General features: G+C 59.8%; 12 protein-coding genes. 8 read left to right on the top strand and 4 right to left on the bottom strand.

The window, feature by feature from the left end:
• The first annotated feature begins 5 nt into the window (after window positions 1–5).
• Window positions 6–644, top strand: coding sequence for a ParB-like protein (locus tag ACGVJ8_RS11095; protein WP_392348099.1), 639 nt, complete (start codon window positions 6–8; stop codon window positions 642–644).
• Here the strand turns inward: ACGVJ8_RS11095 and dnaA are convergent, their stop codons facing one another.
• A complete protein-coding gene (dnaA, locus tag ACGVJ8_RS11090; protein WP_392348095.1) occupies window positions 645–2039 on the bottom strand; it encodes a chromosomal replication initiator protein DnaA in 1395 nt (464 codons plus the stop codon).
• A gap of 83 nt (window positions 2040–2122) precedes the next feature.
• Here dnaA and ACGVJ8_RS11085 point away from each other — a divergent pair, with 83 nt between their 5' ends.
• From ACGVJ8_RS11085 to ACGVJ8_RS11075, 3 genes are read left to right on the top strand one after another with little or no spacing between them, the layout of a single operon-like run.
• Window positions 2123–3250 (top strand): trypsin-like peptidase domain-containing protein, encoded by a 1128-nt coding sequence (locus ACGVJ8_RS11085; protein WP_392348097.1) that lies wholly within the window; start codon window positions 2123–2125, stop codon window positions 3248–3250.
• A 1-nt stretch (window position 3251) separates the two neighbouring features.
• Window positions 3252–3893 carry a TIGR04282 family arsenosugar biosynthesis glycosyltransferase gene (locus ACGVJ8_RS11080; RefSeq protein WP_392348093.1) on the top strand — a complete coding sequence of 214 codons (642 nt, stop codon included), beginning with the start codon at window positions 3252–3254 and terminating at the stop codon, window positions 3891–3893.
• A complete protein-coding gene (locus ACGVJ8_RS11075; RefSeq protein WP_392348091.1) occupies window positions 3881–4570 on the top strand; it encodes a TIGR04283 family arsenosugar biosynthesis glycosyltransferase in 690 nt (229 codons plus the stop codon). Before ACGVJ8_RS11080 ends, ACGVJ8_RS11075 begins: the two co-directional genes overlap by 13 nt.
• A 9-nt stretch (window positions 4571–4579) precedes the next feature.
• Here ACGVJ8_RS11075 and ACGVJ8_RS11070 read toward each other — a convergent pair whose 3' ends face one another.
• From ACGVJ8_RS11070 to hisG, 3 genes are read right to left on the bottom strand one after another with little or no spacing between them, the layout of a single operon-like run.
• Window positions 4580–5083 (bottom strand): GNAT family N-acetyltransferase, encoded by a 504-nt coding sequence (locus ACGVJ8_RS11070; protein ID WP_392348089.1) that lies wholly within the window; start codon window positions 5081–5083, stop codon window positions 4580–4582.
• Window positions 5080–6858 carry an ABC transporter ATP-binding protein gene (locus tag ACGVJ8_RS11065; RefSeq protein WP_392348087.1) on the bottom strand — a complete coding sequence of 593 codons (1779 nt, stop codon included), beginning with the start codon at window positions 6856–6858 and terminating at the stop codon, window positions 5080–5082. The genes ACGVJ8_RS11070 and ACGVJ8_RS11065 overlap by 4 nt, the downstream gene beginning before the upstream one ends.
• Window positions 6858–7508, bottom strand: coding sequence for an ATP phosphoribosyltransferase (gene hisG, locus ACGVJ8_RS11060; protein WP_392348085.1), 651 nt, complete (start codon window positions 7506–7508; stop codon window positions 6858–6860). The genes ACGVJ8_RS11065 and hisG overlap by 1 nt, the downstream gene beginning before the upstream one ends.
• A 40-nt stretch (window positions 7509–7548) precedes the next feature.
• Here hisG and gloB point away from each other — a divergent pair, with 40 nt between their 5' ends.
• From gloB to ACGVJ8_RS11040, 4 genes are all read left to right on the top strand, one after another.
• Complete coding sequence (gloB, locus tag ACGVJ8_RS11055; protein WP_392348083.1) at window positions 7549–8298, top strand: hydroxyacylglutathione hydrolase; 750 nt, start codon at window positions 7549–7551, stop codon at window positions 8296–8298.
• Window positions 8299–8329: 31 nt separating this feature from the next.
• A complete protein-coding gene (locus ACGVJ8_RS11050; protein WP_392348081.1) occupies window positions 8330–8755 on the top strand; it encodes a RidA family protein in 426 nt (141 codons plus the stop codon).
• 45 nt (window positions 8756–8800) lie between these two features.
• Entirely contained in the window at window positions 8801–9028 is a 228-nt protein-coding gene (locus ACGVJ8_RS11045) for a DUF3136 domain-containing protein (RefSeq protein WP_392348079.1), read from the top strand.
• A 624-nt stretch (window positions 9029–9652) separates the two neighbouring features.
• Window positions 9653–9805 carry a hypothetical protein gene (locus ACGVJ8_RS11040; protein WP_392348077.1) on the top strand — a complete coding sequence of 51 codons (153 nt, stop codon included), beginning with the start codon at window positions 9653–9655 and terminating at the stop codon, window positions 9803–9805.
• The last annotated feature ends 2691 nt before the right edge of the window (window positions 9806–12496 follow it).

Here is a 12496-nt window from a genome sequence, read left to right as displayed (position 1 = left end):
AATCGATCCCAGCCCCCGATCGGGGGACCGATCTGATTGAAGTATCAGCGGCGCAGCTGCAGCCGACCCAGTGGTGTGTGGGACTGGCGGAGATCTGGTCGCGCGAAAAAGATTTCGCCCAGGACACCAGTCAGCAGCGTCTCGACTACCTGCGCGGCAAACCGGTCCCTTTGATCCGATCTGCCAATGGTGCCATGTGGATGCTGGACCGGCACCACCGGCTGCGAGGCCTGATCGGCATTGATCCAGGTGCCACCACCTGGGCTTATGTAGTGCAGGAGCTCCCAACAGCCGACCGAAGCGCTGTGCTGGCCTATCTGCAAAACCAAGGCTGGCTGTACCTCTACGACGGACGAGGCAACGGCCCCCGCCCGGCCGAGCAGCTGCCCACGAGCCTGCTGGGGCTGAACGACGATCGCTACCGGAGCCTCGTGTGGAAGCTAAAGCAGGAGGGGTGGATCAAACCTCAGCCCCTCATCCCATATCACGAGTTTCGTTGGGGTGCCTGGCTGCGCAGCCGCCCCCTGCCCCCCTTCAGCTCCAGGCAACTGGACCCAGCGCTCACAGCAGCACGCCAGCTGGTGTGCTCTGCAGCTGCACAAGACATGCCGGGCTGGAAAGGCGACAAGAAAGCCTGCCGCTGATCAGCGCTTCTTGCGGGAATCGATCTGCAGCAGATCCTTCACCTTCTGCACCTGACCGGCGAGCTGGGGGTCGGAGGCCAGTTTTTTCTCCACCTGCTCGATGGCATACATCACCGTGGTGTGGTCCTTTCCGCCGAAGTTGTCGCCGATCCTCGGCAGGCTGAGGTCGGTGCCCTGGCGCATGAGGTACATACCCACCTGACGGGCCTGGCTCACAGCACGGCGACGGGTGCTGCTGCACATCTCCTCGGCCGTGACGTCAAACACTTCAGACACCTTGTCGATCACCTGTTGCGGCGTGACCTCCACCCCTTGACCCGTGGGGTCGAGCATCGGTGCCACCGATTCCACGGTCATCGGCAAGCCCGTGATTGACGCGAAGGCCACAGCCCGGGTCAGGGCCCCTTCCAACTCCCGGATGTTCGAGGTGAAGCGGCCGGCAATGTACTGGATCAAATCACGGGGCAGCGACATGCGCTCCTGCTCCGCTTTCTTCTGAAGGATCGCCATGCGTGTCTCCAGGTCAGGCGACTGAATGTCAGCGATCAGGCCCATCTGGAATCGGGAAATCAGACGCTGCTGCAACCGCGGAATCTGACTGGGGGGACGATCACTGGCGATCACCACCTGACGACCTGCCTCGTGCAGGGCATTGAAGGTGTGGAAGAACTCCTCCTGGGTGTACTCCTTGCCTTCGATGAATTGAATGTCATCCACCAAGATCAGATCGGCGGCGCGATAGCGATCGCGGAAGGCCTGCATGCCGTCCTTGCGAATGGCCTGGATCAGGTCATTGGTAAAGGTTTCGGTGGAGACATAGGCCACCCGAGCCCCGGGATCGATTTCCAGCCGGTAATGACCAATGGCTTGCATCAGGTGGGTTTTTCCCAGACCCACACCGCCGCAGATGAACAGGGGGTTGAACTCCCGTCCCGGTGCTTCGGCCACAGCCAAAGCCGCCGCATGGGCCATCCGGCTGTTGGGGCCGACCACGAAACGGCCGAACACATAGCGGGGATTGAGCCCGGGCAGGTAGCGCAGTGAGGAGCCGTTCCGGGCCGGAGCCGACGCTGACTCCTGAGCCGCTGGCGGCGGAGTCGCAGCAGCAGCTGAGGCCTCATCGGTGGCGTCCGGCAGCGGCAAGGCGGTTTCCGCCAGGACCGTCACCTGGACGGGCTGACCGCTGATGCTGCTGGCCATCTCGGCGATCGTGGGCAGCAGCTGCTCACGCAGACGAACGCTGGCAAAGGGATTCGGGGCCAGAAGCTTCAGCTCTCCATTAGCAAAGCCGCTGCAACCCGTGGGGCGAATGAAGGTCTCGAAGGTGGGCTTGCTCAGCTTGGCCTGCAACCCATCCCGCACCTTGATCCAGAGCTCTTCGCCCGTCTGCGCCAAAACCGCCCATCGCCCGAGCGCCGAATCTACGCATGCCGATCCGTTCAGTCCGTCTTAAATGCATCAGCACACATCTCGTCGTGATGCCCAACGCCCAGCATTGGCTCGCCATCGCCCTGGCCGGGAGCGCACTCTCCGGTTGCAGCCTGGTGAGAGACCAGCTGGGCCTGACCCCCAAGCCACCGGTAACAGCGCCGCCGGTGGTGCACGATCAGCCCCGCAGTGCTCCTCTGCAACCGGGGGACAACGTGATCGTGATGGCGGTGGATCGCGTCGGTCCGGCTGTGGTGCGCATCGATGTGGTGAAGGAGATCTCAAACCCCTTCGGAGGGATTTTTGGCATGGGTCCCTCCAGCCAGCGGCAGCAGGGCCAGGGCTCCGGCTTCATCACCCGGGCCAGCGGCCTGATCTTCACCAATGAGCACGTGGTGCGTGGTGCCGATCAGGTGGCGGTGACCCTGCCGGACGGACGCAGTTTCAAGGGCAAAGTTCTCGGCACCGACCCGCTCACCGACGTGGCGGTGGTGAAAGTGGTGGCCGACAACCTGCCGGTGGCGGCCCTGGGCAACTCCGACCAGCTCAAGCCGGGGGAATGGGCCATTGCCATCGGCAATCCCTTCGGCCTGAACAACACCGTAACCGCCGGCATCATCAGCGCCGTCGGCCGCCTCAATGCGATCGGTGACGGCCAGCGGGTTCCCTACATCCAGACCGATGCAGCGGTGAACCCCGGCAACAGCGGCGGCCCCCTGATCAATGCCGCCGGTCAGGTGATCGGCATCAACACTGCGATCCGTACTGCCCCAGGTGGAGGCTTGAGTTTTGCGGTTCCGATCAACCTGGCCAAGCGGATCGCGCAACAGATCGTCAGCACCGGTCAGGCCTCCCATCCCTTCATCGGCGTGCAGCTGATGAACCTCACGCCGCAGCTGGCGCGGGAAATCAATGCCACCAACAGCGCTTGCACGATTCCCGAGCTGAATGGCGTTTTGGTGAAGGAGGTGGTGAAAGGCACGCCGGCCGCTGCTGCCGGCATCCGCCAGTGCGATCTGATCCTCAAGGTGGAGAACAACCCCGTTCAAACACCCACCGAAGTGCAACTCGCCGTGGACCGCTGCCAGGTGGGGGAGCCGATGCAGCTCACCCTTCAACGCAACGGAGAGGAGCTGACCGTGCAGGTGCGCCCGCGGGAACTGCCTCGCAACAACTGAGATGGTGCAGATCGTCGTGATGGCCCGCTGGCCATCACCGGGCCGATGCAAACGCCGCTTGAGCCGCGATCTCAACAACGAGCTGGGCTTGTCCAACAGCAGCGAGCGCGCCACAAGGATTCAACGGCGGCTCACGCAGCACACCGCTGCGGTGGTGCGCGGCCTCGCCGGCGCCATGGAGATCGAACCGGTGCTGGCGGTGAGCGGACTCGGGCCCCGTGCGGCCGATCGCTGGGGGCAGCAGCTGGGGCTGAGGCAGGTACAGCTGCAGGGGAGAGGGCAACTCGGCACCCGATTGCGACGGCAATTGATGCATGGCCATCGCCATCACAGGCCCTGCCTTGTGATCGGCACGGATCTGCCCTCACTCAATCCCGATGATTTGAAGCAGGCCGTTGAGCACTTGAAACACCATGACCTCGTGCTGGGACCAGCATCCGATGGAGGGTACTGGCTGCTGGGGATCGGCGCATCTCTAATCCGCATCCCGCAGCACTGGCCGCTGATCGGCATTCCCTGGGGCGGCCCGACCGTGCTGGAGGCAACGCTTAAGGCGGCGCGCAGGCAGCAGCTCTCATGGGCACTCGTGCCCCAACGGAATGATCTGGATCACTGGAGCGATCTGAGGCCATGGCAGGGCTGAGCGTTGTGATTCCAACCCTGGAGGAAGCCAGCAGGCTGCCACTGCTGCTGGCGGATCTACAGCGATGGCCGGGGGAGTTGGAGGTGATCGTCTCTGACGCCGGGAGCAGGGATCAAACCCGGGCGGTGGCTCAGCTGGCCGGTGCCACCGTGCTCGACAGCCCGAACGCCGGACGGGGTCCACAGCTGCGCTGGGGCGTTGGCCACAGCTCCCATGCCTGGGTGCTGGTGCTGCACGCCGACAGCCGCCTCCCGGGCATCTGGCACCACAAGGTGGGGGCGACTCTGAACAAGCCGGAGGCTCACCTAAGCGCCTGGTGCTTCGACTTCAACGTGGATGCGGAGGGGCGGCCGATGCTGTGGCTGCTGGAGCAGATGGTGAACCTGCGCAGCCGTTGGCTGCAACGCCCTTACGGCGATCAGGGCCTGTTGATTCAGCGCCAGCTGTATGAGCGCGTCGGCGGCTACCGGCCCCTGGCGCTGATGGAAGACCTGGACCTGGTGGAACGCCTGAGCGAGGTCGCGACTCTCCGCTCGTTGAACTGTGCCCTGCTCACCAGCGGGGAGCGCTGGCAAAAGCGAAGCGTGCTGATGCAGGCCTGGCGCAATGCCCGGCTGCGCTGGCTATGGCGTCAGGGCCGATCAACGGAGCAGCTGTTGCGGATCTACAGGCGCTGAAGGATCCGATCAGTTGGCGTACCAGAAGGCACAACGATAGCCCTGGGGCTCGAGATCCCAGCCCTGGCCCTGGTAGAAGCTGACGACGCCCGGATCCGCGAACAGGCTGACCCGTTCGGTTCCCATCTGATCGAGGGCCTTGAGGATATAGGCCATCATCTGCTTGCCCAGACCATTTCCCTGGTAAAGGGGATGCACGGCTACGTCCCAGACGGTGGCTTCAAACACACCATCACCGGTGCAGCGCGCAAAACCCACCAGACGGGGAACTCGGGGGTCGTGCCGCCAGAGCCCAACTTTGAGCAGGCTGTGGCTGAGTGCTTTACGCACCCGGCGAATCGGCCGGCGGCTCCAGCCCACCGCTTCCAGCAACTGCTCGAGCTCCACCAGATCGAAGGGGTACTCCTGGCTGAACACCAAGGTGATCTGGTCATTGGCGCAGGGGCAGAGACGCGCGCCCTGGCCGTACTGCTCCAACAGAGGACCACCAGGAATGGGCAGAGGAGCGATCACAAACGCGCCAACCCCCGCTCCTGCAGCTCAGCCAGCTGGGCATAGAGCCCACCACGGGCCCTGAGCTCGCGATGGGTTCCCTGCTCGATCAGTTCACCTCGGCGCAGCACAAGAATGCGATCCGAGGCTTCCACCGTGGCCAGGCGATGGGCGATGACGAGGGCGGTGCGCTTTTGCAGAAGACGAGCGAGATCAGCCTGAAGCGTCGCCTCCGTTGAAGGGTCCATGAAGGCGGTGGCTTCATCCATCACCAACACCGTTGGCTTGCGGATCGCCACCCGGGCCACCACCAGCAGTTGGCGCTCTCCTGAAGAGAGATTGCCGCCCCGCTCGCGCAGCTTCGTCTCCAGCCCCTTGGGAAGCTTGGCCAACAGCTCGTTGAGACCAAGCTCAGCACAGACCTGAGCCAGCTCTCGATCGCTCACCGAAGCATTGAGCCGAAGATTGTCGGCCACATTGCCGCTGAACAGGAACGTGTCCTGAAGCACGACGCCCAGCTCACGCCGGAGATTCTCAATCGGAATCGTGCGGATGTCCCGTCCATCCAGAAGAATGCGTCCCTGCTGGGGTTCATAAAGGCGGCAGAGCAGACGGATGATCGTGCTTTTGCCGGAGCCAGTGGGGCCCACCAGTGCGACATGTTCCCCGGGGGCGATGCGGAAGGACAGGTTGCGGAGGATCGGATCGTCCGGCCGGTAAGCAAAGCTCACGTTCTCGAAGATCACCTCGCCACCACCGCCGCTCACGTGAGGGAGAACGCCCTTGGCCTCGGCGATCTCGAGGGGCTCCTCCATCAACTCGCCAATGCGTTCGACAGCCGTCAGTCCACCCTGAATCTGGGTGAAACGCTCCGCCAGCTGACGCAGCGGATCGAACAGACGCTGGGAGGCAAGGATGAAGGTAGTAAGGGTACCCAGGCCCATGGCGCCATTGGTCACCATCAAGCCGCCAAGTGCCAGAACCAGGGCAATAGCGGCCAGAGCCACCCATTCCAAGAAGGCTGAAATGCTGCTGTCGTAAAAGATCGTTCCGTTCACAGCGCTGCGGTAGTCCATGCCGGTGCGCAGGAAGCGGGCGCTGTTGACCGTTTCACGGCCATACATCTGAACCACCTCGAGGCCTTGGAGGTTCTCTTGGAAATCGGCATTAAGCTGGGAGAGTTCCTCACGTACGCGGTAATTGGCCTTCCGGTAACGGCGCTGCAGCCAAAGCACGGCCAGGGTGACGGGCACCTGCGTGAACAACAACAGCAGCCCCAGCCTCCACTCGATGAACAGCATCATTGAGGCCAGCACCAGAAGGCTCACCAGGTCATTGAGCACCCCGACAGCGCCACTGGCAAACACCTCAGCCAAGGCATCCACATCGCTGGTGAGCCGTGTGAGCAACTTGCCCACCGGCATGCGGTCGTGAAAACGCAGGGACAGCGACAACGCATGTTCAAACAGGTCGTCGCGGATTCGAGCTGTGAGCCGTTGTCCGACGGCCTGAATGCTGAATTGCTGCACCCCCTGCAAGCCGAGCCGCAGCAGCACCGAGACGAAGTAAAACCCGATGATCACGCGGATCGATGCAGAGAGGCTCAGCCCCGAAAGCAAGGGCAGACTGGGCTCTCCGCGCAGGACGCTGACGGCCTGCCCCAGCAGGACGGGCTGCAGTGCGCCCGCAAAGGCCAGGGGAAGCAGCAGCAGTAGGGCAACCAGAAGCCGCCTGCGATCCCATACGAGATAACGGCCCAGACGACGGAGCCGGCGCCAGTCCGCGACGGCTCCCATCAGCTGGAGCTCCCGACCGGTGTTGCTGCGCGGATCGCATCCACGATGGAGGCCAAGGGGCCGTTGTCCAGGCGAACGGACAGGGGGTCCCCCACCAGTCGAGCTGTGGAGTGGAACAGGTCTTCGATAGCGATCAGACCGTTCTCACGCAGGGTGCGACCGGTGGCCACCAGGTCGACAATCGCTTCTGACATTCCTGTAATTGGCCCCAGCTCCACAGAGCCATTGAGGTGAACCAACTCAACGGGAAGGTCGAGGGCATCGAAATATTCCCGGGCGCAGTGGGTAAATTTGCTGGCGACTCGGCAGTGGGCGGGCAGATCAGCGGCCCGGGTGTAACCACTGCTCTCCTGAACCGCCACAGACATGCGGCAGCCGCCAAAGCCCAGGTCCACCAGTTGGGCTACGGCGAGTTGATGTTCCTTGAGCACGTCGTAACCCACGACCCCCAACTGGGCCTGGCCGTAGGCCACGTAGGTGGGCACATCACCGTTGCGAACCAGCAGGGCCCGGGCGCGCCCGCAAGGGGTGGGCACCATCAACTGGCGGTTGTTCTTGTCCAGAAGAGCTGAGAAATCAAGACCAGCCGCCGCAAAGCGGACCACCGAATCTTTGAGCAGCGCTCCTTTGGCCAAAGCGACGGTGATCATGGGTCCAGCGCTGACCGGTTAACCAGGCAGGACTTTAACGATGCATTCCTCACTTCATGCCTTGCCGGTACTCCAGGACAACGTGATCTGGATCTGGGTGAGGGGCGCGGAGGCCGTGGTGATCGACCCCGCTGTTGCGCCGCCGGTGCGGGAGTGGCTGGAAGAACGGCAGTTGAACCTGGCCACCGTCCTACAGACCCATCACCATGCCGACCACATCGGCGGCACACCAGAATTACTGCAACGCTGGCCCCAGGCTGCGGTGATTGCCTCCGCTGATGACCGGGAGCGGATTCCGTTCCAGACCATGCCGGTGCGGGATGGGGACCACATCACTGTTCTTGGGGAAGAGGTGGAGGTGCTGGATGTGGCGGCCCACACCAGAGCCCACATCGCTTTCTTCATCCCGAACCCTGAGGGCGCCGAGATCAGGCCGCTGTTGTTCTGCGGGGACACCCTGTTCAGCGGAGGCTGCGGCCGATTGTTTGAAGGCAGCGCTGAACAAATGCATCAGGCCCTGCAGAAGCTGGCCGAACTTCCCGAGGCAACAAGAGTTTGTTGTGCCCACGAGTACACCGAGGCCAACCTGCTATGGGCCGTTGAGCAACGCCCCAACGACACAGTTCTGGCTGAGCGCTACCGGGAGGTGCGGAGCCTTCGCTCCAAAGGCGCCCTCAGCCTGCCCAGCAGCATCGGCGTGGAACGCCGCACCAACCTGTTCATGCAGGCCGGTTCAGCCGCGGAGTTGGCCATGCTGCGCCAGGACAAGGATCAGTGGCGGCCGGCATGAGCGATGGCGAAGTGCGGGATCACCAACGGCGATGATCGTGGTGACTGCTGTTCAGAACCAGCCCATGAGCGCCAAGGCCATCACCACTCAAGACGCACCTGCACCGGTTGGGCCTTACAACCAGGCGGTGCTTGCCGGCGAGTGGCTCTATTGCTCCGGGCAGATTCCACTGGATCCAGCCACCGGCGAGATGGTGGGGAACGGTGATGTGGCGGCGGAAACGCATCAGGTGCTGAAAAACCTCTGTGCTGTGTTGAAAGAAGCTGGCGCCAACCCTGCTCAGGTGGTGCGCACCACGGTGTTCCTGGCGGACCTGGGCGATTTCCAAACCGTGAATGGCATCTATGCCGAGGTGTTTGGTGAGGGGGTCAGCCCAGGTCGCGCCTGCGTTCAGGTGGCAGCCCTCCCCAAGGGAGCACGGGTGGAAATCGACTGCGTCGCCTGGCTCGGCAGCTGAACCTGACCCTCGGGGGCATAGGTTGGAACTGGCTTCGGTGGTCCTATGCCTCAGGCGAAACTCACCATCGGTGAATTAGAGGCGGGCTATCCGATGTACTGCAAGGCGCTGCGGCGTCTCCTCCAGCAGGGAAAAACCGTTCAGGACATTGAGCGCACCGTCTGCTGGGGGCACCTCGAAACGCTGAACCGCTGCCTGCCCACCCGCTACAAATCGCCCTCCTACCTGCTGGCCCTGATCCGCCGCGACCTGGAGAACCCGAAAGAGAATTGAGATCGGTTTTCCCAGCTTTCTCGTAGCCAACGCTTCAATTTGAACTGAAAAGAAGCGTCAAACCAGGCTGAGAAGCAAGGTCCTGGTATGACCCGCTGTATTTTTCGCAAGCCCAAAAGGCGGCTCAAGCTGAGTCAGAGGCTTTCCGTGATCACGGTAATGCTGGGGGCGGGGCCCTGTGCCTGGAACTGCAGACAGAGCTGAATCCCAACCCATCAACGATGCAGGGGACGCCCTTGCTCGGAGAAAGCGTGACAATGCAGAAATGGATGTTGAACATCTGGAACAGCTTGCTGTGGTAATCGTGACGGCAGGACTGGTGGCCGGAAATTTCCTGTTGTTCACCCCCTGGCGCAATGGAGTGGATCCACGGCAACGACATCCTGAACGTTTGAACTCTCAGAACGAGTCGGTTCATCGCTCTGAACAAGCTGGTTTATCGGGCTGATCAGTGCTGGCTTTTCACATCGTCCAAGGGGGTACGGCACGCACGCATCCAAGGGATTGGATTCGTGATCTCCTTAGGGTGATTTGATGCACCCACTCGAGCTTTTCGATCGATTTCATCGCTGGTTTGGCTGGGTTGCGCCAGGTCGCCAGCTTTGGGAACGCAATCCTGAGCAAATGGCCCCGGATCGCTCTGATGACTGGCTCTTGGAGCCTCCGAGCCTGGAAGAGGCCCGTTTGTTGTTTCCTCAATTGGATGAAGAGCGGGCCTTGCTTCGCTACCAGCGACCCCGCCTAGAAATGCGGGAGCGTGACGGCCGCGGTTTTTGATCAGCCAGCCCACTTGCTTCTGCCATAGGGGCTCCCACACCCTGGTCAAGCAACAAAAAAGCCCCCCGGAATTCCGAGAACCTTTTAGACACCCAAATGGAGCCAAGGAGACTCGAACTCCTGACCCCCTGCATACCATAGAGGTATTTTTAAGGCCGAAACCCACTGGCAGCACTGGGCTAATGACTAATCAATATAAACCATGTGCGCAGATTTGTCCTACTTCAAAGCAGCGATCAGGCTGAAATCACAGTAGAAGTTGTGTCTGATCAAAGTCGATCTGATCCTTGCCGATCTGCGACCTGAACAATTCGGCGGCAGTAAGTGATGAACTCCTCAGGGGGCATGTCCCCCTTTGCGTCATTGGTCTGCCAGCTGACGATTTCAACAGTTCTGCTATAATGTGATCAGGCCATCTGTTTTGGAGGTTGATAGAAGTTTAGATAAACATAGCCCCATGAATTCTCCACTCCTTAGAGTAGGTGATAAAAAAGATGCTGAAGCTGATTTAGGTATTGAATCAGTTCAGGGTCCTTCCTGAGGTAAAAGCTAAGGGTCATCCAAAGGCTCGTTGTTCGCCTAGGCACGAGAGCTTGAAATTTGTTTAACCGGATTTAGCAGCTTTTAGGCAGGGCTACCCCTACCCCATTCATTTAAACGGTCGTTGAGGTTAGGAACACTAAATTTAAGTGGCAAGTGATACATCAGGGACTTAAAGCAGAGTCACGACTGTGATACTCCGGTTGATTTGCACCTCTGAGAGCAGCGAAGTCATCTCTACATCGGGGGTGGCTTCGCTTGTCAACAGCTAATGCATCAAATCGCAGTGGGTGACGCTGCGGAATGTAATTAAGCTGGCTGAGGACTGCTAACGCCCAACGCGATTTATGTGTAATCAGAGCTGGTAGCTGCAGGTTTTTTACTCCTGAGACCGACCACCAAAACCGTCGCTTTCTGAATAGGTCAAACGAACTTCAATGCCGTTTTTCTCGGTGGCGATGTAAAGGTGATCTACGAAATGATAGCTCCCTGGATCCCAGAGAAAATCCTTGATTGCTTGCTCACACTTTTGGTCCAAGCTCTGACGCCAAGCGGCCTTCAACCTTTCAGCAGGCTCCACATAAGACTTGAGCTCTTCGCATTTGAAAAGCTCATCTCCTTTGCCCGGTTCAACCTTGTTGATCTGAGTACGAGTCCAGTGGCACCTGGTGAAGTCAAAGATGATCCCTGCACTCTTGAAATCAAAGCGGGCTTTATCTTACTTGACGGTTATTCCAGTAGAAGCAGCATCATTCCCAGCCGATTCAGTTGAGCGGGTTTTGTCTTCATAGCTGTAGGAGCCCCAAATCAACAGACTACCTACAATCCCAAGCAGAGCCGAAGGAATCCAGTAACGCTTTTTCATTGGCCAATTAAGACCTGCTTCAAGCATGGCACGTGATTCTTGATGCCTGACCTGATCAATTCGTGACTTCTGACACCTTTTCTGTTATTGAGTCCCGCACGTTCTTCGATCAGTACGGTGATTTCCCTACAATTGCTTAGCATGTTTTGATAATCACAACAAGTTCCAGTGACTCAATATATCCCTGAGGAGAAGTATCTTGCCTCCCTGTCTTTTGATCAGTTCGAGAATTGCTGTATTCCTTGTGATTGTCACCGCTGCAACCTGGCTTATCAGAGGCTGATAAACCTCCGGCAAATGAATAGAGCCCGGAATCGAAAAAGACCTCCTCACTGATGTATTCGTTTTGAAGAGTGCACAAAGGCCTTTGCTACCGCAAACGATGCGGATGACAGGCTGGAGACGCTGCCCCCCGCCTGTGCGGTGAAGAGTGAGGGAACCCGCTGTATTTCATCTCCCAAGGCGTGGCAGTGGTAGTGGTAGTGGTGCTCGCGCCATCCCCATTTTTCAATTAGCCCTAAATCGCGCTCAATGAGGCTTAATGCGTAATTGATGCTCAAGAGGTTACATATCGGCACCTGACCCACCACTGTTGATGAGAGGGCAGTGGTGCCTTCATATGTTGCGCATGCGAGGGGATGGCTGGAGGGCCTTCCCCTTTTTTTGTTACCGCCTGTGCGCTGATTAGTCGCAGCAGCAGCTTTGTTGCAGGGGGACCACTGTGACCCCGCTAACGATATTTGAATCCATGAGCACCCGTACCTGAACGCCGCCACTGGGGTCTTCAGCCAATTGCACAGCGAGCCCAACTAGCTCCTGTCCGTTGGCTTTCGTGTAGTTCAACAGCTCAACGCATTGGAGTTCTTTGGGAGTGGACACAGGCAATAAGGCAATCTTGAGAGCTTTTTAACGCTGCACTGACTCCCCGCATCGCCTCAGGGAGTCAGTGCAGTAATCAGCGCCCAATAGTCATTGGAGAAACCATTGGATGGAGGCTGCAGGAACCCTCCGAAGACACCATCACCTCGGCCAAGGGTTCAGTGACGTTCCGATGACGCGATGGCAGTGACCAAATGAGCCGCAACTACTGCTGCATTTACTGCTGCTGACTAAGCGATTTAGGCCACTTGGACTGGTGCTCCCGAGCTTCGGTTTGGCGCTGAACAATCACCCTCTTCAACGCATGACGATCTCGCTAACGCCTAAGCCGTGGGAAGCCTCATCGTTGAGGGTGTGCACAAGCCGTTCCGTGCGCTCGCCTGCGCGCTTCGTCCCTCTATTATCCG

This window comes from Parasynechococcus sp., from assembly GCF_042954245.1.
Taxonomy (GTDB): Bacteria; Cyanobacteriota; Cyanobacteriia; order PCC-6307; family Cyanobiaceae; genus Parasynechococcus.
This window is presented reverse-complemented; position numbering and strand designations above follow the sequence as displayed.